This is a genomic window from Ideonella lacteola (assembly GCF_038066555.1).
GTDB classification, from domain to species: domain Bacteria; phylum Pseudomonadota; class Gammaproteobacteria; order Burkholderiales; family Burkholderiaceae_C; genus Ideonella; species Ideonella lacteola.
The window spans coordinates 159,279-183,221 of record NZ_JBBUTG010000011.1; the positions used below are offsets into that span (position 1 = coordinate 159,279).

A 23,943-nucleotide genomic window follows, 5' to 3' on the forward strand; every position below is an offset into this window, starting at 1 on the left:
GTCCAACGGGCCGCGGCGTCGCGCCGTTGACGGTGCACTGGTGGCAAGTTGTAACCCCACGCCGTGCCACGGCGACGCTGGCCAGCTGCCCCTGCCTCCACGGCCAGCGCGACGGGGTGCCGCCTACAATCAAACCACCTATTTCCTCTGCGAACCACACCGCTTCATGAGCGACGCCAAGCCCCACTCTGCCCCCGAGGCAGCCAAGCCAAGCAACTTCCTGCGCACGATCATCGAGCGCGACGTGGCGGCGGGCACCTACGACCAGCGACCCTACGGCGGCACCCCGGGCGATGCGGCACACCATGCGGCGGGCCCAACGGATCCGGCTCGGGTGCGCTTGCGCTTCCCCCCTGAACCCAACGGCTACCTGCATGTGGGCCACGCCAAGAGCATCTGCCTGAACTTCGGTCTCGCCCGCGATTTCGGTGGCGTGTGCCACCTGCGCTTCGACGACACCAACCCCGAGAAGGAAGACCAGGAGTACGTCGACGCGATCGAAGAAATGGTGAAGTGGCTGGGTTGGGACTGGAACGCCTTCGGCACCAGCCACCTGTACTTCGCCAGCGACTACTTCGACTTCATGTACCGCGCCGCCGAACACCTGATCGAGCGCGGGCTTGCCTATGTGGACGAACAGAGCGCCGATGAGATGCGCGCCAACCGTGGCGACTTCAACACGCCCGGCAAGGACAGCCCGTACCGCGCCCGCACGCCGTCTGAGAACCTGGCGCGCTTTCGCGAGATGCGTGATGGTGTGCACGCCGATGGCTCGATGGTGCTGCGTGCCAAGATCGACATGGCGTCGCCAAACATCAACCTGCGCGACCCGGCCATCTACCGCATCCGCCGGGCCACCCACCACAACACCGGCGACAAGTGGTGCATCTACCCGATGTACACCTACGCCCATCCGATCGAGGACGCGCTGGAGCGCATCACCCACTCGATCTGCACGCTCGAGTTCGAAGACCAGCGCCCGTTCTACGACTGGCTGCTGGAGCGTCTGGCCGAAGGCGGCTTGCTGTCGCACCCCCTGCCCAAGCAGTACGAGTTCGGGCGACTGAACCTGAGCTACGTGATCACCAGCAAGCGCAAGCTGAAGCAGTTGGTGGACGAGGGCCACGTGTCCGGTTGGGACGACCCCCGCATGCCCACGCTCGCGGGCATGCGCCGCCGCGGTTACACGCCATCTGCCATCCGCAAGATGGCCGACGATTCCGGCGCCAGCAAGACCAACATCTGGCTCGACTATTCGGTGCTGGACATCGCCCAGCGCGACGACCTCGACCCGCAGGTGCCGCGTGCCATGGCGGTGATCGACCCGCTGCCGCTCAAGCTCACGAACTGGAAGGATGTGTTCGGCTCGGCCGACCACCGCGAGCCCTGCCAGGCCCCGGTTCACCCGCACCACCCGGAGCGCGGCGTGCGCCAATTCAGCCTGGGCCCGACCCTCTGGATCGAGCGCGACGACTTCGCTGAAGTGCCGGCCAAGGGCTTCTTCCGTCTCTTCCCGGGCAACAAGGTGCGCTTGAAGTACGGCGTCGTCGTGGAATGCACGGGCTGCGAGAAAGATGCCAGCGGGCAGATCACGGCCGTCACGGCCACGGTGGTGCCCGACACTAAGAGCGGCACCCCGGGCGCGGACGCCATCAAGGTCAAGGGCGTGATCACCTGGGTGGCGGCACACGAGGCCGTGGCGACCGAGTTGCGCTTGTTCGATCGCCTCTTCACCGAGCCCCAGCCCGACGCCGGCGGCCGCGACTATCTCAGCGTGCTCAACCCGAACAGCAAGCGGGTGGTGCAGGGCTACATCGAGCCATCGCTGGCCGACGTGCCCGCCGAGACCCGAGTGCAGTTTGAACGCCACGGCTACTTCATCACCGATCGGATGGATCACCGCGCCAACCAGCCGGTGATCAACCGGATCACGGGCCTGAAAGACGGCTGGTCGAAGTGACGACATGACCCCAAGAGGCGCCTCCCGCGCCTCTTGTTCTTTGGTGAGGGCATCGGCCGCGGCCATGTCGGAATCGTTCAAGACGAGCGCGGTGGACGGCGACAGACTGGCGACCATGAACAACGCCACCACCGCGCAACGCCCAGCCGACTCACCTCGTTCCACCCCGACCCAGCCCCCCGGGCCGCCGCGCCGCTGGTGGGGCCTGCCGCTGATGCGCTCGATGCGGGCGGACTACCTCGGCTTCACGTCCGGCCTGCATCGGCAATACGGCGACATGGTGCACATGCGCCTGGGGCCGGAGCGAACCTACGACCTTTTCACTCCGGAGCTGGTGCGCGAGGCCTTGGTGGACAACGCCGACGGGCTGATCCGCTGGCAACGGGGCATCGAGGTGTTCGAGGAGGTGTTCGGCCAGAGCGTGCTGGTCACCGAGGGGGCGCTGTGGCAACGCCAACGGCGCATGCTGCAGCCAGCCTTCTCTCCAAAGCGGGTGGCCGGTTACGCCGAACTCATGCGCGCAGCCGCGGCCGATGCGCTCGAGGCCGCCGTGCCTGCGGGTCAAGCCCAGGCCACAGTGGGCATGGACGCGCTGTGGACCCGGGTGGCGATGGACGTGATCATGCGCACACTGTTTTCCAGCCGCGCCTCGAACGACGCCCGCGATGCCGCCGAGGCCACCCAGGTGCTGTCTGAAATGGCCATGCGTGAGATGTACTGGCCTTTCACGCCGCCCAATTGGCTGCCCCTGCCCGGCAAGGCGGCCAAGCGCCATGCCATGAAGGCCCTGCGCAGCTTGGTATCGCGCCACATCGAGTCCCGGCGGGGCGACCCGTCAACGAATATGCCCAGCGACGATCTGCTGGCCCACTTGATGGCCCTGCGAGACGAGACGACCGGCGAGGCCTTGTCCGCCACCGAAATCTTCGACCAATGCATGGTCAGCTTTCAGGCGGGCCACGAGACCTCCGCGACGGCGCTGCTGTGGTGGAGCCGCCTGATGGCCGAACACCCCGACGCTGCGCGACGTGCATGCGAGGAGGTGGATGAGGTGCTCGGCGAACGCGACCCGTCCGCCCAGGATCTGCCGGCCCTGCCCTGGTTGACGGCGACGCTGAAGGAGGCGATGCGCCTGTATCCGCCGGTCGCAGCGGTCATGACCCGCCGCACCACCCGCGAGATGACCTTGGGGGGATGGCCCATCCCCCGTGGCGCCCTGCTGCGCATCACCCCGTGGGTGATTCAGCGTGACCCTCGCGTCTATGAGCAGCCCGAGGCGTTCCGGCCCGAGCGTTTCATGCCGGGCGCCACACCGCCGCCGCGTGGCGCCTGGATGCCCTTTGGCGCCGGCCCGCGGGTCTGCATCGGCCAGCACTACGCGATGCTGGAGATGACCAACGTCTCGGCCATGCTGCTGCAGCGCTACACCGTCTCATTGCCCGACGGCGCGGGCCCCTGTGAACCGGTGATGAATGTGACGCTGCGGCCGCGCCATGGCGTGCAGTTGCTGCTCGCGAGGCGCCCGAGCTTCAGGAACGCTGGCGTGGCGTGATCCGCGTCGCGAGCGGTGCGGGGCGGTAGCCAGGCTCGAAGCGGCACCCACTGCCGAAGCGCGCCTGCATCGCCTGGCAATCGGCCGCGATGCGCTCGGGCGTCGGCTTGTCGCCCTGCACGGCCCAGCGCAGCAGCGCCTGCATCAAGGCGGGGTAGACCGGATCACTCAGGTAGCTGTGCTCGCTGTCTCGGGTGAATGTCTGAACCAGGTGATCGCCGCGGCCTGCGCGCTGCATGGTGCGGGCAAATTCGTGGTCGAGCTCGACAAAGGCGGTGGCGTCGTCAATGCCGTGCACCGTGAGCACCGGAAGATCGATCAAGCCGGTGGGGTCGGTGTCCTCGCTGAAGCGCCGGGCCGCCACCGGGTCGGCCGCATAACGCGCCACCTGCGCATTGAGCCACGCATCTTCCGGCGTCCCGCCGTACACCGCACCGAGGTTGCCGAACGGCGAAGCGCCACCGGTGCGCCGCTGCACGATGTCTTGAAAGTGCCAGGTGGCCCACGCCAGGTGCGACACGATCGAGGACTCGGGGATGCGGATGACCCGGGTGATCGTCTGCACCTTTTGCCGCTGCTCGGGGCTGCGTTGCGCCACGGGCTTGTCCAGCCCCAGGCAGTCATTCACCCGATTGGTCAGTTCGGCGCGGGTGAGGCCCGCGCCCTCGGGCAGGCCCTGCCACAGAGGGTAGTCGGGCTCGCCCGGTTGCGGATGATTGCGGCACAGCGCTTGGTACACCACGCGCAGATCGAGGCGGAAGTCGTACGAGCGTGAACCGCCGCCCAGCACCCCGCTGGTCAGCAGCACCGCATCGTAGGCCGGCCGCTGTCCCGGCACGACCCGGCCAAACAACTCCGCGGTGCGCGCGGCCACGCTCGCCCCCCACGATTGCCCGTGCAACACCGTGTGGCGCGGCACCTGCACATGCTGGACAAAGATACGGCGCACACGTTCGGTATCTTCAGCCGCCGACATGACCGCCACGCCGCCTTGGTGAAAGGTGGATCCCGCCCACGCATACCCCGCCCTCACCATGATGGCCCAGCGTTGAAGGTCTTCGGCGACTCGCTCGGGCTTGGGGTCACCGAGCGACGGCCCTCCATGGGCATGCACGACGAGGTCACCCTGCCAGCCGGCCGGAATGGCGATGCGATAGAACGCGCCGGCACTGTCGCGCCCACCGAGGCAGCGCGTGCCCTCGGGCAGGCCGGCGGGGCAATCCATGGGCAGCGGCGGTGCTTCAGCAGGCCAGACGCGCGACGCGACGGCCGCCGCTTCGGCGGCGGGCGGCGAAGGTGGAGCAGGCGGCGCAAGTGGCGAAGAGCACCCCGCCACGGCGATCGCAGCCCACAGTGCCAACCCTGACAGCGAAGCCCCGCGGGGGCCGGCGGGTGGCTGATGCAGTTTCAATCCGGGCATTCGAGTCTCCTGCCATGCGAAGTGGCCATGCCATGATCGGGGCTGCTTCTACCCTGCTCCATCCGTAGTCGCCACAGCGACCTCGTGATGGCGACACGCCGCCGAACATGCCCTGGCCCCAGATCACGCGCCGCGACTTCCTCAACGGCGTGGCATTGGCGGTGCCGCCCACGCTGTCAATGGCCGAACCCGAGAACGGCTCCGGCACCTCGGGGGATCCGATCGCGCTGCGCACTGGCCTGCAGGGCCAGACGGATCAGGTCAACGCCGTAGCGCATGCCTGGCGCGACGATCCAGGCCGCTGGCAGCGGGAAGCCGCCGAGGTCGACCCCGACATCGAAGACCTCGTGGTGGTGGGCGCTGGCATCAGCGGGCTGACAGGCGCCCACCTGTTCCAGCAGCACGCCGGGCGGCCGGTCCGCATCCTGGTGCTGGATGCACTCGATGACATCGGCGGCCATGCCCGGCGCAACGAATTCGTTTCGCGATCCGGCGTTCGGCTGATTGGCTATGGCGGCTCGCAGTCGCTGGATTCACCGAGCCTGTTCTCGCCGGCGGCCAAGCAACTGCTGAGCGATCTCGGCATCGAGCTGACACGCTTCAAGACGGAGTTCTTCGACAAAGGTTGGGCAGCAAGGCACGGCCTGACACAGTCCGGCTTGTTTTTCGGGCGCGAGGCCTGGGGCGAAGACCGCCTGGTTCGCCACGGCAAAGACGATGCCAGCGCCGCATGGTTGGCGCGCACACCGTTGCCGGCCGCGGCGCAGTCTCAATTGGCGGCGTTGTTCGACGAGCCTCGCCAGGTGCTGCCCGGGCTGAAGACGGCGCAGGCGGTTCGAAGCGCCCTGTCGTCGATGACCTACCGAGATTTCCTGTTGAAGGCTTGGCGTGCAGACGCCACCGTGGTGCGCTACTTCCAAAGCGAGACACAGGGCTACTTCGGTGTCGGCATTGATGCGACCACGGCGCTGGATGCCTGGGCCGCGGGCCTGCCCGGGTTTCAGGGCCTGGCGCTCGGCGAAGGCCCCGACCGCCGCATGTCGCCCAGCGGCCGACAACTGATGGCCAGCCAGGACGAATACATCTATCACTTCCCCGATGGCAACGCCGGCGTCGCGCGCGCGCTGGTGAGGTCGTTGATCCCTTCAGCCCTGCCGGGCAGCGGCATGGACGCGCTGGTGGATGCAACGCTGGATCGTTCCCGGCTCGACGCGGCTGATGCGGCCGTTCGCATTCGTCTGGGCGCCACAGTGGTGGGGCTTCGGCACCTCGGGCCACCTTCCCAGGCGGAGTTCGTGGAGCTGCGGTACGTCGATCCCGCGGGCCGCCTGCGCATCGTCCGTGCACGGCAGGTGCTGTTGGCCTGCTGGCATCGCGTGATCGCCCGACTGACCGACGAGCTGCCACGCGCCCAGGTCGAGGCCCTGAACGATCAGGTGAAAACGCCTCTGCTCTACGGCACCGTGCTCTTGAACAACTGGCGGGCCTGGCAGCGCGCCGGCCTGCGCGGCTTCGGTGTCGTCGACGGATTCTGGGGTGAAGCCTCGCTGGACTTCCCGGTGAGCATGGGCAGCCAAAGGTATGCACAGTCGCCTGACGAGCCCGTGCTGCTGCACTTGAGCAAGGTGGTGGTGCCAGGCAACCAGGCGCCGGCCCGCGTTCAGGCCTCGCAGGGTCGCGCCATGCTGATGGGCTGGGACTACGCCCACTTGGAGGGCCAAGTGCGGACGCTGCTGAACGCCGCGCTGGGGCCGTTCGGCTTCGAAGATGCGCGCGACATCGAGGCCATCACCATCAACCGGTGGGCGCATGGCTACGCCTATGAATACATGCGGCCCTGGGACCGTTACTGGCCCCAGGGCCCGCTGCCCTGTGAACGGGCCCGACAAGGGTGGGGCCGCGTCGCGATCGCCAATGCCGACGCCGGCGCCTACGCCTACGCCCACAGCGCGATCGACCAAGCCACGCGAGCGGTCCAGGAGTTGATGCCTGCTGCCCGACTCCCCGCGTGGCATCGCATTCCCGGCCCTGATCCTCAACAAATTGGACTGACGTGAAGTTCAACTCACGTCGTCGCCACCCGCTTCAGCCTATGCACCTTCGTTCCCGTCTCGACCTGGCCTCGCGTTGCATGGCGATGGCGTTGGCGCTCGTCACCGTCCAAGCGGCGGCCCAGTCTGACGCGACTCCCCCCGATCTGGCACCTGACGGCGAAGCCAGCGCAGGCACGACAACCCCGGCGTTGTGGTCGGCGGGCTTGTTCATGGTGGGGGCCGATCACGCCGTCTACCCTGGTGCCGAGCGCCGCGCGCGAAACGCCACCGCCTTGCCCTTCATCACCTACCGCGGCCCGGTTGTCCGCCTGGAAGGCGGCACCGCGGGGGTTCGCACCTTGCGCACGCCGCGGGCCGAGCTCGATTTCAGTGCCGCCGCCGCGTTCGGGTCAGACGGCAAGGACACTGGCGCGCGCGAAGGCATGCCCGCCGTGGGCACCTTGGTGGAGCTGGGGCCGAGCGTGCGAATCCAACTCGGCGAGCTGGGTGACGACGGCCGTCGGTCGCCCTGGCGGCTGGATCTGCCGCTGCGCGCGGCCTTCGATGCCGACCGCGACTTCCGCTATGCCGGCGTCTCGTTCGAACCACGGCTGAACTGGCGCCTGCCGCGGCTGGGCGATTGGCGCCCGTCGGCCTATGCCGGGCTGATGTTCGGCAACCGCGCCTTGAACAGCCTGTACTACGACGTTGCGCCAGAGTACGCCACGCCGACGCGCCCCGCCTATGACGCACGGGGCGGGCTGGTCGCCTCCCGCCTGGGCGTGTCGCTGAGCCGTGCCTTGGGGGCTGACCTGAGACTCGGCCTGCACGCCAGCATGGAGACCATCAAATGCGCCGCCAACCGGGACAGCCCAGTGGTCGGCCGCAGCATCGACCACACGCTGGCGATCACGCTCACCTGGACCGCATGGCGATCAGACGAGCGCGGGGTCGAGTAGCACCCACTCGCGGCGCGTCGGCGGCACGGCGGCGGCACCCGGCTGCCAGGCACCATCCTGCCGGCGTGCCGTCAGACCAGTGACGACAGGCCGATGACGTCAAGAAAAAGGCCACCCGAAGGTGGCCTCTCGGTTCGGACGACGCCGAAGTGGATCAGCGCTCGGCCAGCGGCTTCACGTCGCGCTGCTTGGCGCCGACGAACAGCTGGCGCGGACGGCCGATCTTGTATTCGGGGTCGCCGATCATTTCGTTCAGCTGGGCGATCCAGCCGACCGTGCGGGCCAGCGCAAAGATCGCGGTGAACAGCGGCACCGGGATGCCGATGGCGCGCTGGACGATGCCCGAGTAGAAGTCGACGTTCGGGTAGAGCTTGCGAGCGACGAAGTATTCGTCTTCCAGCGCAATCTTCTCCAGCTCCATGGCCAGCTTGAACAACGGGTCGTTCTGCAGGCCGAGCTCACCGAGCACCTCGTGGCAGGTCTCGCGCATCAGCTTGGCGCGCGGGTCGTAGTTCTTGTAGACGCGGTGGCCGAAGCCCATCAGCTTGACGCCGGAGTTCTTGTCCTTCACCTTGGCGATGAAGTCGCCGATGCGCGCCACGCCACCCTGCTTCTGGATGTCGTACAGCATGTTCAGGCAAGCCTCGTTGGCGCCACCGTGCGCCGGGCCCCACAGGCAGGCCACGCCGGCCGCGATGGCCGCGAACGGGTTGGTGCCCGACGAGCCGCACAGGCGCACCGTCGAGGTCGATGCGTTCTGCTCGTGGTCGGCGTGCAGCGTGAAGATGCGGTCCATCGCACGCACCAGCACGTCGTTCGGCTTGTACTCCTCACACGGCGTGGCGAACATCATGCGCATGAAGTTGCCGGCGTAGCTCAGGTCGTTCTTCGGGTAGATGTACGGCTGACCGATGGTGTACTTGTAGGCCATCGCCACGAGCGTCGGCATCTTGGCGATCAAGCGGATCGCCGCGATCTCGCGGTGCTCGGGGTTATTGATGTCGGTGCTGTCGTGATAGAAGGCCGACAGCGCACCCACCAGGCCCGTCATCACGGCCATCGGGTGGGCATCGCGACGGAAACCTCGCAGGAAGAACTGCATCTGCTCGTTGACCATGGTGTGGTTGGTCACGCGGGCGGTGAAGTCTTCCTTCTGCGAAGCGTTCGGCAGATCTCCGTACAGCAGCAGATAGCAGGTTTCGAGGAAGTCGCAGTTCACTGCGAGCTGCTCGATGGGATATCCACGGTACAGCAGTTCGCCCTTGTCGCCATCGATGTAGGTGATGGTCGAGTTGCACGACGCCGTGGACAGGAAGCCCGGGTCGTAGGTGAACTTGCCAGTCTGGCCGTAGAGCTTGCGGATGTCGATCACGTCAGGCCCGATCGAGCCCTTGTAGATCGGCAGGTCCATGCTGGGGCTGCCGTCAGAGAACGACAGGGTGGCTTTCACGTCGGACGGTGTCATCGTCGGGTCCTTTCGAGCAAATCTTCTACGGCGGCAGCGCTGGCGCTCCCCGGCCTCAGCCGGGTTCCCGCATCAAGGCCAGCACTTGTTTCACTTCAGGGCGATCGAGCTCACCCTCGGGTTCTTTGCGAGCGAGCAGCAGGTCCAGCAAGTCGTTGTCCGACAGGTCCATCAGGCCCTGTAGCCCGTTGACCTGGTCGAGCGTGAGATCCGCCTCATGGCGGCGGAAAAAACGCTCGACGAACAGGTCGTTCTCCAGCAGCCCTCGGCGGCAACGCCACTTCAGGCGGCCCAGGTCGGCAGGGTTCAGGACGGCGGGCATGGTTGGATTCGACTGGCCGGGACTGCCGTCAAACGGCGCGGCGCACCATCAGCTCTTTGATCTTGCCGATCGCCTTGGTGGGGTTCAACCCCTTCGGGCAGACATCGACGCAGTTCATGATGGTGTGGCAGCGGAACAGGCGATACGGGTCTTCCAGGTTGTCCAGGCGCTCGCTGGTGGCCTGGTCGCGGCTGTCGGCGATGAATCGGTAGGCCTGCAGCAAGCCAGCGGGGCCAACGAACTTGTCGGGGTTCCACCAGAAGCTCGGGCAGCTCGTCGAGCAGCTCGCGCACAGGATGCACTCGTACAGGCCGTCGAGTTCCTCGCGCTCTTCAGGCGACTGCAGACGCTCTTTCTCGGGCGGCGGCGTGTCGTTGACGAGATAAGGCTTGATCGAGTGGTACTGGTTGAAGAACTGCGTCATGTCGACGATCAGGTCGCGCACCACCGGCAAGCCGGGCAAGGGGCGCAGCACGATCTTCGACGGCAGCGTGCGCATGTTCGTCAGACAGGCCAGACCGTTCTTGCCGTTGATGTTCATCGCGTCCGAGCCGCAAACACCTTCGCGGCACGAGCGGCGGAACGACAAGGTGGGGTCCTTGGCCTTCAACTTGACGAGGGCGTCCAGCAGCATGCGCTCATGGCCATCGAGCTCGATCTCGATGGTCTGCATGTACGGCTTGGCGTCCTTGTCCGGGTCGTACCGATAAATCTCGAAAGTACGCTTTTCCATGATTTCTGTGGCTGCAGGCTTAGAAGGTACGGACCTTGGGCGGCACCGATTCGACGGTCAGCGGCTGGAGCTTGACCGGCTTGTAGTCCAGGCGATTGCCTTCGGAGTACCACAGTGTGTGCTTCATCCAGTTGGCGTCGTCGCGGTTCGGGTAGTCGTTGTGGGCGTGGGCCCCGCGGCTTTCGGGGCGGGCCGCTGCCGACACCATCGTGGCCTGTGCGGCCTCGATCAGGTTTTCGACCTCCAGCGCTTCGATGCGGGCGGTGTTGAAGACCTTCGAGGTGTCCTTCAGGCCGATGGACTTCACGCGCTCGGCGATCTGCTTGATCTTGGCGACACCCTCGTCCATGCTGGCTTGGGTGCGGAACACGCCTGCGTGCTTCTGCATCGTCGCACGGATGTCGTTGGCCACGTCCTGGGCGTATTCGCCGTTGCGCGCCGCATCGAGGCGGGCCAGGCGGGCCAGCGTGCGGTCGGCGGCATCCGCCGGCAGAGACTTGTGGTTCTTCTGCTTGAGCGCGGATGCGACGATGTGGTTGCCGGCGGCCCGGCCGAACACCACCAGGTCGAGCAGCGAGTTCGTACCCAGGCGGTTCGCACCGTGGACGCTGACGCACGAGCATTCGCCCACAGCGTACAGGCCATTGACCACCGTGTTCGGCTCACCTGCCTTCGGGATCACCACCTGACCGTGGATGTTGGTCGGGATGCCACCCATCTGGTAATGGATGGTGGGCACGACCGGGATCGGCTCCTTGGTGATGTCGACGTTGGCGAAGTTGTGGCCGATCTCGTAGACCGAGGGCAGCCGCTTCATGATGGTGTCGGCACCCAGGTGGGTCATGTCCAGCAGCACGTAGTCCTTGTTGGGACCACAACCACGGCCTTCCTTGATCTCCTGATCCATCGAACGCGAGACGAAGTCACGCGGTGCCAAGTCTTTCAGCGTCGGGGCGTAACGCTCCATGAAGCGCTCGCCGTTGCTGTTGCGCAGGATCGCGCCTTCGCCCCGGCAGCCTTCCGTCAGCAGCACGCCCGCGCCGGCCACGCCGGTCGGGTGGAACTGCCAGAACTCCATGTCTTCCAGCGGGATGCCGGCGCGTGCTGCCATGCCCAGGCCATCGCCGGTGTTGATGAAGGCGTTGGTCGACGCGGCGTAGATGCGGCCCGCGCCACCGGTGGCCATCAGCACCGTCTTGGCCTCGAGGATGTGCAGGTCGCCGGTTTCCATCTCCAGCGCGGTCACGCCGACGCAGTCGCCATCCGCGTCACGAATGAGGTCCAGCGCCATCCACTCGACGAAGAAGTTGGTGCGGGCCTTGACGTTCTGCTGGTACAGCGTGTGCAGCAGCGCGTGGCCGGTGCGGTCGGCCGCGGCGCAGGCGCGCTGCACGGGCTTCTCGCCGTAGTTGGCCGTGTGGCCGCCGAAGGGGCGCTGGTAGATGGTGCCGTCGGGGTTCCGGTCGAACGGCATGCCGAAGTGCTCGAGCTCGTACACGACCTTCGGCGCTTCACGGCACATGAACTCGATCGCGTCCTGGTCGCCGAGCCAGTCGGAGCCCTTGACGGTGTCAAAGAAGTGGTAGTGCCAGTTGTCTTCGCTCATGTTCCCGAGCGAGGCGCCGATGCCGCCCTGGGCCGCCACTGTGTGCGAACGGGTCGGGAAGACCTTGGACAGCACGGCCACGTTCAGCCCGGCGAGCGAGAGCTGCAGCGAGGCGCGCATGCCGGAGCCGCCGGCCCCGACGATGACCACGTCGAACTTGCGTTTTGAAATCGAGGCGGTCACGTTCACAGTCTCCACAACACTTGAATCGCCCAGCCGGCACAGCCGACCAGCCACACGATGGTGAACACCTGCAGCGAAAGCTTCAGCGCCACCGACTTGATGTAATCCATCCAGATGTCACGCATGCCGACCCACACGTGGTACAGCAAGGACACGATGACGACGAAGGTGAAGACCTTCATCCACTGGTGGGCAAAGATGCCGGCCCACTTCTCGTAACCCATCGGGCCGCCCACCAGCACCTGCAGCAGCAGAACGATGGTGAACAGCGCCATCAGCACTGCCGTGACGCGTTGGGCGAGCCAGTCGCGGAAACCGTAGTGCGCGCCAACGACCAGGCGCTTGGAACCGTGGTTGATTGCCATGTCTTGTAGTCCTTGCCTGGTTGATCAGAACAGGCCGAAAAGCTTGGCGCCCAGCAGCACCGTCAGCACCAGGCTGATCACCAGCGTGGCGATCGCCGAGATGCGGCCCTGCTCCTTGGACACACTGTGCGTCATGTCCATCCACAGGTGGCGCACGCCGGCGCAGAAGTGGTGCAGGTAACCCCAGATGAGGCCCAAGGTGACCAGCTTGACGAACCAGCCGGGCACAAAGCCGATGCCGGCCAGGTAAGCGCTGCGGAAGGTGTCGTACGAGACTTCGGAGGTGAGGCTGACATCGAACAGCCAGATCACGAACGGCATCAGCAGGAACATCAGCGCGCCGCTGATCCGGTGCAGGATCGAGACGATGCCGGCAGGCGGCAGGCGGTAGTTCGGGAGGTCCGTCAACGCGTGGATGTTGCGGAATTCCGGGCGCTTGGCCGACGTTGTGGGCGGCGTTCCGGGCAGCGTATTGGCCATGTCGGGGTCCTTGGTGTGGCGCTCTTGTCGTTCGAAGAGAAGTCCGAGGGTCCGTGCGATCAGCGCGGGCGTAATCGCAGTGAAACCGATCGATTCTATTGCAGCGCAGCAAGCTTTCGCGGGCCTTGCCAGACGGTGTCCGACACCGTCACGAGGCTTCAACTGAGCTCGTTGCGGTAGTAGTGCGAAATGGTGTTGTACAGACCGCGGCGAAGCTCGACGGGCTTGTCTCCATAGGTGTGAGACAGGCGTTCGACGCTCAAAAGCGGTGAGCCTTGGGCAACTTGCAACAGCTCGGCTGTCGCTGCATCCGCCGCCACGGCTCGGATCTTTTCCTCGGCGCGGATCATCCGCACATCAAATTCGGTCTCGAACAGACCATACATCGGCCCGGCGTACTGGGCGAGCCGATCGGCCGTGAGGCCTTTGAACAATGCCGCGGGCAGCCAGATTTCGTCCAGCACCACCGGTGCCTGATTGCGCCACAACGTGCGGCGCACCAGCAACGCCTGCTCGCCCGCCTTCAGTGCCAACGCGCGCGCCACATCCGCAGGGGCCCGCATGCGGCGGCAATCGAGAAAGTGGCGCTCCATGCCGGTGGACGGCCCCTCGTCGGGAGCCAAGCGCAGGAAGCGGTACTGGATCTGTTCCTCGGCATGGGTGGCCACAAAGGTGCCCTTGCCTTGGCGCCGAACGAGCAGGTTTTCAGTTGCCAGCTCGTCGATGGCCTTGCGCACGGTGCCCTGGCTGACTTTGAACCGCCCGGCCAGCTCCAACTCGCTGGGAATGGCTTCGCCGGGCTTCCATTCTCCCCCTTGCAGGCTCTTGAGCAGCAGCGCCTTGATCTGCTGGTACAGCGGGCTGAATGCCGGGCCGGCCGGCAGCGCGGGGCCGTCGGCGTCGGTGTGGGGCGGCAGATCAACGGGCATGAGTGGGGCAGGCTCGACACAGTGGAAGGATGGATGCCCAGGATCGCACGCCACTGACCACGACCACCGACAACTGTGTCTTATATAAGACATAAGAATACCAGAATCCAAGGGTCAACCCCAGCCTTGCGCAGCTACACTTGCGGTTTCGGCTCGCGCCGGCCGTGCTGGCGCTTCCGACCCTGGATCTTTTTTCCTTCCCATCGGAGACCCCATCATGAAGAAGCCCGTCCGCGTGGCTGTGACCGGCGCAGCCGGCCAGATCGGTTATGCCCTGCTGTTCCGCATCGCCTCTGGCGAGATGCTGGGCAAGGATCAGCCTGTGATCCTGCAGCTGCTGGAGATCCCCGACGAGAAGGCCCAGAAGGCGCTCAAGGGCGTGATGATGGAGCTGGAAGACTGCGCCTTCCCGCTGCTGGCCGGCATGGAAGCCCACTCTGACGCGATGACCGCGTTCAAGGACACCGATTACGCCCTGCTGGTGGGTGCCCGCCCCCGTGGCCCCGGCATGGAGCGCGCCGACCTGCTGGCCGCCAACGCCCAGATCTTCACCGCCCAGGGCAAGGCCCTGAACGCGGTCGCCTCGCGCAACGTGAAGGTGCTGGTCGTCGGCAACCCGGCCAACACTAACGCCTACATCGCGATGAAGTCGGCACCGGATCTGCCGCGCAAGAACTTCACCGCCATGCTGCGCCTGGACCACAACCGCGCCCTGAGCCAGATCGCCGCCAAGACCGGCAAGCCGGTGGCCTCGATCAAGCAGATGGCCGTGTGGGGCAACCACTCGCCCACCATGTACGCCGACTACCGCTTCGCGACCGTTGAGGGCGCACCGGTCAAGGACATGATCAACGACCAGGTGTGGAACAAGGACGTGTTCCTGCCCACCGTCGGCAAGCGCGGCGCCGCGATCATCGAAGCGCGCGGCCTGTCGTCTGCCGCTTCTGCCGCCAACGCGGCCATCGACCACATGCGCGATTGGGCCCTGGGCACCAACGGCGCCTGGGTCACGATGGGCGTGCCCAGCAACGGCGAATACGGCATCCCCAAGGACGTGATGTTCGGCTACCCCGTCACCTGCGAAGGCGGCGAGTACAAGATCGTCGAAGGCCTGCCGATCGACGAGTTCTCGCAAGAGTGCATCAACAAGACCCTGGCTGAGCTCCAGGGCGAGCAGGACGGCGTCAAGCACCTGCTGTGATCGCCTCGACAGCGATGTAAGCCCAAAAGGCCGGAGGGTTCGCCCCCTCCGGCCTTTTTTCTTGATGCTCCACCCGTGCCTGGCCCGCGCACGCGTTGCGTCCGGCCGGCATGGATCTCCCTTCGAGCCCACCCATGTCCGACTGGAACCCTGCCCTGTACCGCCAATTCGAGGACGAGCGCACACGCCCCGCTCACGATTTGTTGGCGCGGGTGCCGCTGTCCGGCGCTCGGCGCGTGGTGGACCTGGGCTGCGGGCCCGGCAACTCCACCGAGTTGCTGGCCCGACGTTTCGGCGATGCGCAGGTCCTCGGCGTCGACAACTCGCCCGCCATGCTGGACGAGGCGCGACAGCGCCTTCCCGGCGCGCAGTTCGAGCTGGCCGATATCGCCACGTGGGCCCCTGCCGGCGATCGGCCCGATCTGCTCTACGCCAACGCCTCGCTGCAGTGGCTGAGCGATCACCAGGGGCTGCTGCCGCGCCTGTGGCGCTCACTGGCACCTGGCGGCGTGCTGGCCATCCAGATGCCGGACAACCTCGATGAGCCCTCTCACCGTCTGATGCGCGAGCTGGCTGCAAGGCCGCCGTACGCCGAACAGATCGGCGACGCTGGTGCGGTGCGCAGCCGCCTGCTCGCCGCGTCGCACTACTATGACCTGCTGGCCGCCGATGCGGCGCAAGTGGATGTCTGGCACACCATCTACCGCCACCCGATGTCGACACCGGCCGCGATCGTGCAGTGGCTGCGCAGCACGGGGCTGCGGCCCTTCGTGGATGCACTGGACGCCGCACGGCAGGCGGCATTCCTGGCCGACTACGAACAGCTGCTGAACGACGCCTACCCCGTTCGCTGCGATGGCCGTCGATTGCTCGACTTTCCACGCCTTTTCATCGTCGCGCAGCGAAAATCCTGAAGCCCACAGTTCCCGCCGGACCCCGCCCATGACCCGCCCCGATCTCGTCCACCCCCGTTATGCCTTGTTCGATGCTGGCGAGTTGCCGCCTGACCTGCCGGTGTGCGATCACTACGCGGGGGTCGAGGCCCGCATGCGGAAAAGCCTGGAGCTGCAAGCGGACCTGGGCCCGGCCTTCGACGTGACGCTGGACATCGAAGACGGCGCCCCCGTGGGCGGCGAAGTGGAGCACGCGCACCTCGTGGCCGAACTGCTTCTCGGCCCCGCCAACCACTTCGACCGTGTCGGCGTGCGCCTGCCCGCGAGCACCCATCCCGCCTTCGGCGAGGTGGCCCGCGTCATTGTGCAGCGCACCGGCGCACGAGCCGCCTACCTGATGCTCCCCAAGGTGGACAGCCTGTCCGAGCTGCAGGCCGCCGCCGACGAGATCGACCGTCTTTCTCAACAGGCCGGGCTGGCGCGACGCATCCCGCTGCACGCCATGGTCGAAACCCATGGCGGCCTGCGCGAAGTGGAAGCCCTGGCCGCGCACCCGCGCGTCGAGTCGCTGTCCTTTGGCCTGATGGATTTCGTCTCGGCACACCGGGGGGCCATTCCGCAGTCGGCCATGAGCGCGCAGGGCCAGTTCGAGCATCCGCTGGTGGTACGGGCCAAGCTCGCCATCGCGGCCGCGTGTCATGGCCGCGCCAAAGTGCCCTCTCACTGCGTGGTCACCGAGTTCAAGGACACCGATGCGCTGCAGGCCGCAGCCGAGCGCGCCTGCCGTCAGCTGGGATACACCCGCATGTGGAGCATCCATCCTGACCAGATCCGGCCGATCATCGATGCCTTCTCTCCAAGCGCTGCGGAGGTCGACCAAGCCATCGAGATCATCAACGCGGCGCGGGCGGCGAACTGGGCCCCCATCCGCCACGGACACCGCGGCCGAGAGCAACTGCACGACCGCGCCAGCTACCGCTACTTCTGGCATGTGCTGCAGCGCGCCCACCGCACGTCGTTCGCTGGCGGCCCCCAGTTGCCGGCTGAGGTGCGGCTGGAATTCTTCGGGTCGTGACGTGACATTGTTCGCGCGCCGCCAACAAGCGCAGCGCGCCGAAACGATCGGTCACCCCTGCGGGTGGACGGAACAGGACAATGCCGCCCGTTGTCCCGATCCCCGGAGTCTTGATTCATGCCCCGTTCCCTGAACCACACCCTCGCCCTCCTGCTGGCTTCGGCCTGGCTGATGGGCACCGCAGGAGTGGCCCACGCCCAGGCCTCGGCGCCTGCCGCCAAGCCAGCTGCGAAGCCGGCTTCGGCCCCCGCAAAAAAGGCCGCCAAGCCCGTCAAGGCCCCGCCGCCCGAGGTGCCACTGCCCGCCGCCGATGCCGATCAATTGAAGGCGGCCTCGATGACGCACATCGGCACCTATCAGTGCGAGTTCAACCAGTCGGTCGAGGTCTCTGCCAACCCGAAGTACGAGGGCTACGTGGATGTGGCCTTCAAGAAGCTGAAGTTCACGATGAAGCCGGTGCTCTCGTCCACCGGTGCGCTGCGCCTGGAAGACGTCAAGGGCCAGACGCTGATGCTGCAGATCGCCTACAAGTCGATGCTGATGGACGTGAAGGTCGGCCAACGTCTGGTCGACGACTGCATTCATGAAAACCAGGCCGCGGCCAAGAAGGCCGCCGAAGGCCAGGGCAGCCAGGGCCTGATGGGCAACTGAAGCCCGCTTCACGGCTGCCGCCGAAACGAAAGCCCGGCTCGACCGGGCTTTTTGTTGCCCGGCTGGCCCGCCTGCCTGCACGGACGACCCACACGAGCACGAACCGTTTTGCACCGCAACACGGCTGCGGGAGAATCGTCCGTCGCGCCTCGGGCCGTTCACGCGACCGGTTCTTGGCAAGTCTTATATAAGATATAAAATAGCGTAGAAACCCTCGCCCCGTCCTTCTGGAGAGCCACGCCATGCTGCAAGCCTATCGCCAACACGTCGCCGAACGCGCCGCACTCGGCATCCCCCCGCTGCCGCTCGATGCCAAGCAGATCGCCGACGTCATCGAACTGATCAAGAACCCGCCGGCGGGCGAAGAAGCCTTTCTGCTCGATCTGTTGATCCATCGCGTGCCGCCGGGCGTTGACGATGCCGCCAAGGTCAAGGCCAGCTTCCTCGCGGCCGTCGCCCACGGCGACATCAAGGTCGGCCTGATCAGCAAGGCCAAAGCCACTGAGTTGCTCGGCACCATGGTGGGTGGCTACAACGTGCACCCGCTGATTGAGCTGCTGGACGACGCCGAAGTGGCCGGCGTGGCCGCCGAAGGCCTGAAGAAGACGCTGTTGATGTTCGACTTCTTCAACGATGTGGCCGAAAAGGCCAAGGCCGGCAATGCCAAGGCGAAGGAAGTGATCCAGAGCTGGGCCGATGCCGAGTGGTTCACCTCGCGCCCGGAAGTCGACAAGAAGATCACCGTCACCGTCTTCAAGGTGCCCGGCGAAACCAACACCGACGACCTGTCTCCCGCACCCGATGCCTGGAGCCGCCCGGACATCCCGCTGCACTACCTGGCAATGCTGAAGAACACGCGCGAAGGCGCGGCGTTCAAGCCGGAAGAAGACGGCAAGCGCGGCCCGATGCAGTTCATCGACGACCTGAAGAAGAAGGGTCACGTCGTCGCCTACGTGGGCGATGTGGTCGGTACGGGTTCGTCGCGCAAGAGCGCCACCAACTCGGTGATCTGGGCGACCGGACAGGACATCCCGTTCGTACCGAACAAGCGCTTTGGCGGCGTCACGCTGGGCGGCAAGATCGCCCCGATCTTCTTCAACACGCAGGAAGACTCCGGCTCGCTGCCGATCGAGGTGGACGTCTCCAAGCTCGAGATGGGCGACGTGATCGACGTGCTGCCCTACGACGGCAAGATCCTGAAGAACGGCGAGACGGTCGCCGAGTTCAAGCTCAAGAGCGACGTGCTGCTCGACGAAGTCCGTGCTGGCGGCCGCATCAACCTGATCATCGGCCGCTCGCTGACCAGCAAGGCGCGCGAGTTCCTCGGCCTGCCCGCCTCGACCGCGTTCCGCCTGCCCAAGGCGCCGGTCGATACCGGCAAGGGCTTCACGCTGGCGCAGAAGATGGTCGGCCGCGCGTGCGGCATGCCGGTCGTCAACGGCCAGCAGCAAGGCATTCGCCCTGGCACCTACTGCGAACCGAAGATGACCACCGTGGGCTCGCAGGACACCACCGGCCCGATGACCCGTGACGAGCTGAAAGATCTGGCTTGCCTGGGCTTCTCGGCCGATCTGGTGATGCAGAGCTTCTGCCACACCGCGGCCTACCCGAAGCCGGTCGACGTGAAGACGCACCGCGAACTGCCGGCCTTCATCAGCAGCCGAGGCGGCGTGGCGCTGCGCCCGGGTGACGGCATCATCCACAGCTGGCTGAACCGCCTGCTGCTGCCCGACACCGTGGGCACCGGTGGCGACTCGCACACCCGCTTCCCGATCGGCATCTCGTTCCCCGCCGGCTCGGGCCTTGTGGCTTTCGGCGCCGCCACCGGCGTGATGCCGCTGGACATGCCCGAATCGGTGCTGGTGCGCTTCAAGGGCACGATGCAGCCCGGCGTCACGCTGCGCGACCTGGTGCATGCGATCCCCTACTACGCGATCAAGGCAGGTTTGCTGACCGTCGCGAAGCAAGGCAAGAAGAACATCTTCTCCGGCCGCATCCTCGAGATCGAAGGTCTGCCCGACCTGAAGATCGAACAGGCCTTCGAGCTGAGCGACGCCTCAGCCGAGCGCTCGGCCGCCGGCTGCACGGTCAAGCTCAACAAGGACCCGATCATCGAGTACCTCAACAGCAACATCGTGCTGATGAAGAACATGATCGCCGACGGCTACCAGGACAAGCGCACCCTCGAGCGCCGCATCAAGGCCGTCGAAGCCTGGCTGGCCAAGCCTGAGCTGCTCGAAGCCGATGCCGACGCCGAATACGCCGCGGTGATCGAGATCGACCTGAACGAGCTGAAGGAGCCGGTGCTCTGCTGCCCGAACGACCCGGACGACGCCAAGCTGCTCTCCGATGTGGCCGGCACCAAGATCGACGAAGCCTTCATCGGCAGCTGCATGACCAACATCGGCCACTTCCGTGCGGCGGCCAAGCTGCTGGGCGGCCAGCGCGACATCCCGGTGAAGCTGTGGGTTGCACCGCCGACCAAGATGGATCAGAGCGAGCTGATCAAGGAGGGCCACTACGCTGCCTTCGGCACCGCCGGTGCGCGCACCGAGATGCCGGGCTGCAGCCTGTGCATGGGCAACCAGGCTCAGGTGCGTGAAGGCGCCACGGTCGTCTCCACGTCGACCCGCAACTTCCCGAACCGCCTGGGCAAGAACACCAACGTGTTCCTCGCCTCGGCCGAGCTGGCTGCGATCGCCTCGAAGCTGGGCCGCATCCCGACCGTGGCCGAATACCACGCCGAGATGGGCATCGTGAACAAGGATGCCGCCAACATCTACCGCTACATGAACTTCGACCAGATCGGCGAGTACGCCGACACGGCCAAGAGCGTGACGGTCTGACGATCCGCGCCAGGTGATTGCAGCTGCAACGGCTGCCACCAACGAAAAGGCCACCTCGCGGTGGCCTTTTTCATGGGCAGCGGGCGCGCCTCGAAGCGCGCATCAAACTACTTGCCTGCCTTGATCGCCTTCTCGTCGTCTTCCTTGAAGCGACGGTTGCCGCAATTGTCGAGCCAGGCGATGCGGTCGTCTTCGTGGGCCTGTTGCTCCTTGGCCAGCGCCTTGTTGCGATCGTTCCAGCTTTGGGCGAGCTTCTGCTGCGCATCGACACGGGCGTTCAGCTTGTCCACCGCGTCATTGCTGCCGGAGCGGAACTTCTCGCTCTCGGCGTTCAGTTCGGCCTCTTCCTTCTTGATTTCCGCCGCTTCCTTTTCCATCTTGCGACGCTCGCGTTCAGCCGACGGGCCGCTGCGGCCGGACTTCTCGAGCTCATCCTGACGGGCTTGCAGATCTTTCACCTTCGCCGAGAAGGCGTTCATCTTCGCGTTCAGCGCATCAACATCGCCCTTGCGCGATGACAGGGCGGCCTGCTCGGCCTTGATCGCGTCAGTCTCTTTCTGGATCTCATCGCGCTCGGCATTGACCTTGGTCTGGCGCGCCTCGAGATCCGTCTTGCGCGTGGCCAGCTCAGCTTGCTGCTTCATGCAGGCACGAAGCTCGTCTCGGGTCATCACCTTGCCCGTGCCGGTCTTGCCCGTGAGCGTCTTGCTGTCGCTTTGTGCGAGGGCAGGAACCTGGACGGTGGCAAACAAAACTGCGGCCAGCACGCCGGTAACGGAGAGATATTCGGTTCGCTTCATGAGATCCTCTATAACGCTCGGGCTCGTGGCCCAAGCCGCGCATCATGCCACTGACGGTCGTCCGCGCGAGGCCCACCTCGGGAAAGCACATGTCACAAAGCATCCATGACTTCCACGACGACCCACGCAATGCGGACATCCGCATCTGGGTCAACGGCGAACTGAAATCGCGGGTTGACGCCACCGTGTCCGTCTTCGACAGCGGCTTCGTGCTCGGAGACGGCGTGTGGGAGGGCCTGCGGGTCGTCGGCGGCCACCCTGTCTTCCTCGAAGCGCACCTCGATCGCCTGTTCGAAGGGGCCAAGGCCATCGCACTGCGCATCGGCATGACCCGTGCCGAGCTCACCCAGGCCATCTATGACACGCTCGCCGCCAACGGCATGGACGATGGCGTGCACATTCGCCTGATGGTCACCCGCGGCGTCAAGCGAACGCCCTACCAGGATCCACGCGCCGCGGTCGGCCGAGCCACCGTGGTGATCCTGCCGGAGTGGAAGCTCGCCAAGCCCGAGACCGTCGCCCAAGGGCTGAAGCTGTTCACCGTGCACGTGCGGCGCGGCTTTGCCGATGTGCAAGATCCGAAGCTCAACAGCCACAGCAAGCTGAACTGCATCACGGCCTGCATCCAGGCCATCGAAGCCGGTGCGGACGAGGCCCTGATGCTGGACCCGCATGGGTTCGTCGCCACCTGCAACTCGACCCACTTCTTCATCGTTCGCAAAGGCGAGGTCTGGACGTCGTCGGGCGACTATTGCCTGGGCGGCATCACACGCTCCAACGTGATCCAGGTCTGCCGAGAAGCGGGCATCCCGGTCTTCGAGAAGAACTTCAGCCTCACCCAGGTCTACAGTGCCGATGAAGCGTTTTGCACCGGCACCTTTGCCGGCGTGGTACCGGTGCGCTCGGTCGACGGCCGCGGCTACGACGAGATCCCTGGGCCCATGGTGACCCGACTCCAAGGGCTGTACCGTGAGCTGGTGCAGCGCGACATCGCGGGGCGGCGGGCATGAGCACGACCTCTGCCGCCCCGCTGCGCGTGGCCATGTGGAGCGGGCCGCGCAACATCTCGACCGCGATGATGCGCGCCTGGGAAAACCGGGGCGACTGCGCCGTCAGCGACGAACCGCTGTATGCCGCCTACCTGGCCGCCACCGGGCTTGATCATCCGGGCCGCGACGAGATCATCGCCCACGGCGACACCGACTACGAGCGCGTCGCCAACACACTGTCGACCAGCGCGGCGCCGGGTGGGCAGCCCGTCTGGTACCAGAAGCACATGACCCACCATCTGCAGACGAAGTACTCGTCCGCCTGGGTCAACAAGCTGGTCAACGTGTTCCTGATTCGCGACCCGGCCGAGGTGGTTGAGTCGTACCTCAAGTCGCGCCCGACCGTGGCCCCGGAAGACATTGGCCTGCTGCAACAGGTGAAGCTGTTCGACCAGGTGGCTGATCACCTGGGCCACGCCCCCGCCGTGATCGATGCGGACGACTTCCTGCGCTCGCCAGGCCCGTTCCTCGAAGCGCTGTGCGAACACCTGGGCATCGGCTTCACCGAGCGCATGCTCGAGTGGCCGGCCGGGCGGCGTGACAGCGACGGCATCTGGGCCCCGCACTGGTACGACGCCGTGTGGAAGTCGACCGGCTTCGAAGCCTGGCGCCCTCGCAGCCCGCAGCTGAGCGGCGAGGGCCTGCGCGCCGCCGAAGCTTGCCGTCCGGCCTACGAAAAGCTGCGCGCGCAGCGCTTGGTGCTCGAGTGAGCGTCTCGGCCGTGCCGGGCCGGACACCGCATCATTTCTCGGCGCGAATGGCCTTCTCGTCGGCTTCCTTGTAAGGGCGATTGCCGCAGCGCTGCTTCCAGGCCGCGATCTGCTCGTCCTGGGCCTGCACCGCCTCGTTGAACACGCGGTTGTGTTCGATGGCGGCGTTAGCGGCTGCTTGCTGGGCCTGCGTGTGCTCGGTCAGCGCAGCGCGCGCCGGTTCCACCTTGGCCGACCACTGGGCCGCTTCCGCCTTGATGGCCGCATCCGCCTGCGCCACGGCGGCCCCTTCGGCCTCGAGTTGGCCGCGCTGCCGCTCGGCATCCACACCACGAGGCGGGTCGTCCTGGAACTCCTTCAGCCGCTGGTTGTAGACCGCCACGCGCTCACCGTGGGCCTTCACTTTCTCCTTGAAGGCCTGGACCTGCGCGGCCATCGCCGCGAACGCGTCGCGCTCGGCCTGCACGGCCTCTTTCTGCTGCCGCACCGCATCGGCCTCGGCCGCGATCTCGGCGCGCCGCTGCTCCAGCTCGGCCACGCGCGCGGTCTGGGCCCGCTGCTCTTTCAGGCAAGCCCGCAACTCGTCGCGGGTGAGCATGGTCCCCTTGGCCGCTGCACCACCGCCCAAGGTCTTCGCACCGGACTGAGCCCACGACGGCCCCGCCAGCAACGCGAGCAGCGCCAGCGCGGCGGCTGGCCACACGCCGCCCG

Annotated in this window: 21 protein-coding genes; 11 read left to right on the forward strand and 10 right to left on the reverse strand. The window is 66.2% G+C overall.

Annotation, left to right across the window (positions count from 1 at the left end):
• Window positions 1-166 precede the first annotated feature (166 nt).
• Window positions 167-1,960 carry a glutamine--tRNA ligase/YqeY domain fusion protein gene (locus AACH06_RS17735; protein WP_341427081.1) on the forward strand — a complete coding sequence of 598 codons (1,794 nt, stop codon included), beginning with the start codon at window positions 167-169 and terminating at the stop codon, window positions 1,958-1,960.
• A gap of 115 nt (window positions 1,961-2,075) precedes the next feature.
• Window positions 2,076-3,512 carry a cytochrome P450 gene (locus tag AACH06_RS17740; RefSeq protein WP_341427082.1) on the forward strand — a complete coding sequence of 479 codons (1,437 nt, stop codon included), beginning with the start codon at window positions 2,076-2,078 and terminating at the stop codon, window positions 3,510-3,512.
• Here the strand turns inward: AACH06_RS17740 and AACH06_RS17745 are convergent.
• Window positions 3,490-4,932 (reverse strand): hypothetical protein, encoded by a 1,443-nt coding sequence (locus AACH06_RS17745; RefSeq protein ID WP_341427083.1) that lies wholly within the window; start codon window positions 4,930-4,932, stop codon window positions 3,490-3,492. The two genes, AACH06_RS17740 and AACH06_RS17745, sit on opposite strands and share 23 nt — an antisense overlap.
• A 107-nt stretch (window positions 4,933-5,039) precedes the next feature.
• Between AACH06_RS17745 and AACH06_RS17750 the strand changes: the two genes are divergently transcribed.
• Window positions 5,040-6,989: an NAD(P)-binding protein gene (locus tag AACH06_RS17750; RefSeq protein ID WP_341427084.1), complete on the forward strand. Its 1,950-nt coding sequence runs from the start codon at window positions 5,040-5,042 to the stop codon at window positions 6,987-6,989.
• A 35-nt stretch (window positions 6,990-7,024) separates the two neighbouring features.
• Window positions 7,025-7,924, forward strand: a complete 900-nt coding sequence (locus tag AACH06_RS17755; RefSeq protein ID WP_341427085.1) for a MipA/OmpV family protein — start codon at window positions 7,025-7,027, stop codon at window positions 7,922-7,924.
• Window positions 7,925-8,078: 154 nt separating this feature from the next.
• Here AACH06_RS17755 and gltA read toward each other — a convergent pair whose 3' ends face one another.
• The 7 genes from gltA to AACH06_RS17790 form a co-directional block, all read right to left on the reverse strand.
• Window positions 8,079-9,389 (reverse strand): citrate synthase, encoded by a 1,311-nt coding sequence (gene gltA, locus AACH06_RS17760; RefSeq protein ID WP_341427086.1) that lies wholly within the window; start codon window positions 9,387-9,389, stop codon window positions 8,079-8,081.
• Between the two features lie 55 nt (window positions 9,390-9,444).
• Window positions 9,445-9,711: an FAD assembly factor SdhE gene (locus tag AACH06_RS17765; RefSeq protein ID WP_341427087.1), complete on the reverse strand. Its 267-nt coding sequence runs from the start codon at window positions 9,709-9,711 to the stop codon at window positions 9,445-9,447.
• Window positions 9,712-9,739: 28 nt separating this feature from the next.
• Window positions 9,740-10,444, reverse strand: coding sequence for a succinate dehydrogenase iron-sulfur subunit (locus tag AACH06_RS17770; protein ID WP_341427088.1), 705 nt, complete (start codon window positions 10,442-10,444; stop codon window positions 9,740-9,742).
• 19 nt (window positions 10,445-10,463) lie between these two features.
• The gene (gene sdhA, locus AACH06_RS17775) at window positions 10,464-12,170 is read right to left on the reverse strand and encodes a succinate dehydrogenase flavoprotein subunit (protein ID WP_341427151.1); all 1,707 of its coding nucleotides are present in this window, start codon (window positions 12,168-12,170) and stop codon (window positions 10,464-10,466) included.
• Between the two features lie 65 nt (window positions 12,171-12,235).
• A complete protein-coding gene (gene sdhD, locus AACH06_RS17780) occupies window positions 12,236-12,598 on the reverse strand; it encodes a succinate dehydrogenase, hydrophobic membrane anchor protein (protein ID WP_341427089.1) in 363 nt (120 codons plus the stop codon).
• A 24-nt stretch (window positions 12,599-12,622) separates the two neighbouring features.
• Window positions 12,623-13,078 (reverse strand): succinate dehydrogenase, cytochrome b556 subunit, encoded by a 456-nt coding sequence (gene sdhC, locus AACH06_RS17785; protein ID WP_341427090.1) that lies wholly within the window; start codon window positions 13,076-13,078, stop codon window positions 12,623-12,625.
• 158 nt (window positions 13,079-13,236) lie between these two features.
• The gene (locus AACH06_RS17790; protein ID WP_341427091.1) at window positions 13,237-14,007 is read right to left on the reverse strand and encodes a GntR family transcriptional regulator; all 771 of its coding nucleotides are present in this window, start codon (window positions 14,005-14,007) and stop codon (window positions 13,237-13,239) included.
• 214 nt (window positions 14,008-14,221) lie between these two features.
• On the opposite strand from AACH06_RS17790, the gene AACH06_RS17795 reads away from it, so the two are divergent.
• The 5 genes from AACH06_RS17795 (at window position 14,222) to acnB (ending at window position 20,673) form a co-directional block, all read left to right on the forward strand.
• A complete protein-coding gene (locus tag AACH06_RS17795; RefSeq protein WP_341427152.1) occupies window positions 14,222-15,208 on the forward strand; it encodes a malate dehydrogenase in 987 nt (328 codons plus the stop codon).
• 134 nt (window positions 15,209-15,342) lie between these two features.
• On the forward strand, window positions 15,343-16,122 hold the full coding sequence (tam, locus tag AACH06_RS17800; RefSeq protein WP_341427092.1) for a trans-aconitate 2-methyltransferase: 780 nt from the start codon (window positions 15,343-15,345) through the stop codon (window positions 16,120-16,122).
• A 28-nt stretch (window positions 16,123-16,150) separates the two neighbouring features.
• Complete coding sequence (locus AACH06_RS17805; RefSeq protein WP_341427093.1) at window positions 16,151-17,176, forward strand: HpcH/HpaI aldolase/citrate lyase family protein; 1,026 nt, start codon at window positions 16,151-16,153, stop codon at window positions 17,174-17,176.
• Window positions 17,177-17,293: 117 nt separating this feature from the next.
• The gene (locus tag AACH06_RS17810; RefSeq protein WP_341427094.1) at window positions 17,294-17,827 is read left to right on the forward strand and encodes a hypothetical protein; all 534 of its coding nucleotides are present in this window, start codon (window positions 17,294-17,296) and stop codon (window positions 17,825-17,827) included.
• A gap of 242 nt (window positions 17,828-18,069) precedes the next feature.
• Window positions 18,070-20,673 carry a bifunctional aconitate hydratase 2/2-methylisocitrate dehydratase gene (acnB, locus tag AACH06_RS17815; RefSeq protein ID WP_341427095.1) on the forward strand — a complete coding sequence of 868 codons (2,604 nt, stop codon included), beginning with the start codon at window positions 18,070-18,072 and terminating at the stop codon, window positions 20,671-20,673.
• A gap of 107 nt (window positions 20,674-20,780) precedes the next feature.
• Here the strand turns inward: acnB and AACH06_RS17820 are convergent, their stop codons facing one another.
• On the reverse strand, window positions 20,781-21,473 hold the full coding sequence (locus tag AACH06_RS17820) for a hypothetical protein (protein WP_341427096.1): 693 nt from the start codon (window positions 21,471-21,473) through the stop codon (window positions 20,781-20,783).
• Window positions 21,474-21,562: 89 nt separating this feature from the next.
• Here AACH06_RS17820 and AACH06_RS17825 point away from each other — a divergent pair, with 89 nt between their 5' ends.
• Together AACH06_RS17825 and AACH06_RS17830 are read left to right on the forward strand one after the other, a co-directional pair.
• A complete protein-coding gene (locus AACH06_RS17825; RefSeq protein WP_341427097.1) occupies window positions 21,563-22,483 on the forward strand; it encodes an aminotransferase class IV in 921 nt (306 codons plus the stop codon).
• Window positions 22,480-23,232 (forward strand): sulfotransferase-like domain-containing protein, encoded by a 753-nt coding sequence (locus AACH06_RS17830; protein ID WP_341427098.1) that lies wholly within the window; start codon window positions 22,480-22,482, stop codon window positions 23,230-23,232. Before AACH06_RS17825 ends, AACH06_RS17830 begins: the two co-directional genes overlap by 4 nt.
• Before the next feature lie 31 nt (window positions 23,233-23,263).
• On the opposite strand, the gene AACH06_RS17835 is transcribed toward AACH06_RS17830, so the two are convergent.
• The gene (locus AACH06_RS17835; RefSeq protein ID WP_341427099.1) at window positions 23,264-23,935 is read right to left on the reverse strand and encodes a hypothetical protein; all 672 of its coding nucleotides are present in this window, start codon (window positions 23,933-23,935) and stop codon (window positions 23,264-23,266) included.
• Window positions 23,936-23,943: the final 8 nt, after the last annotated feature.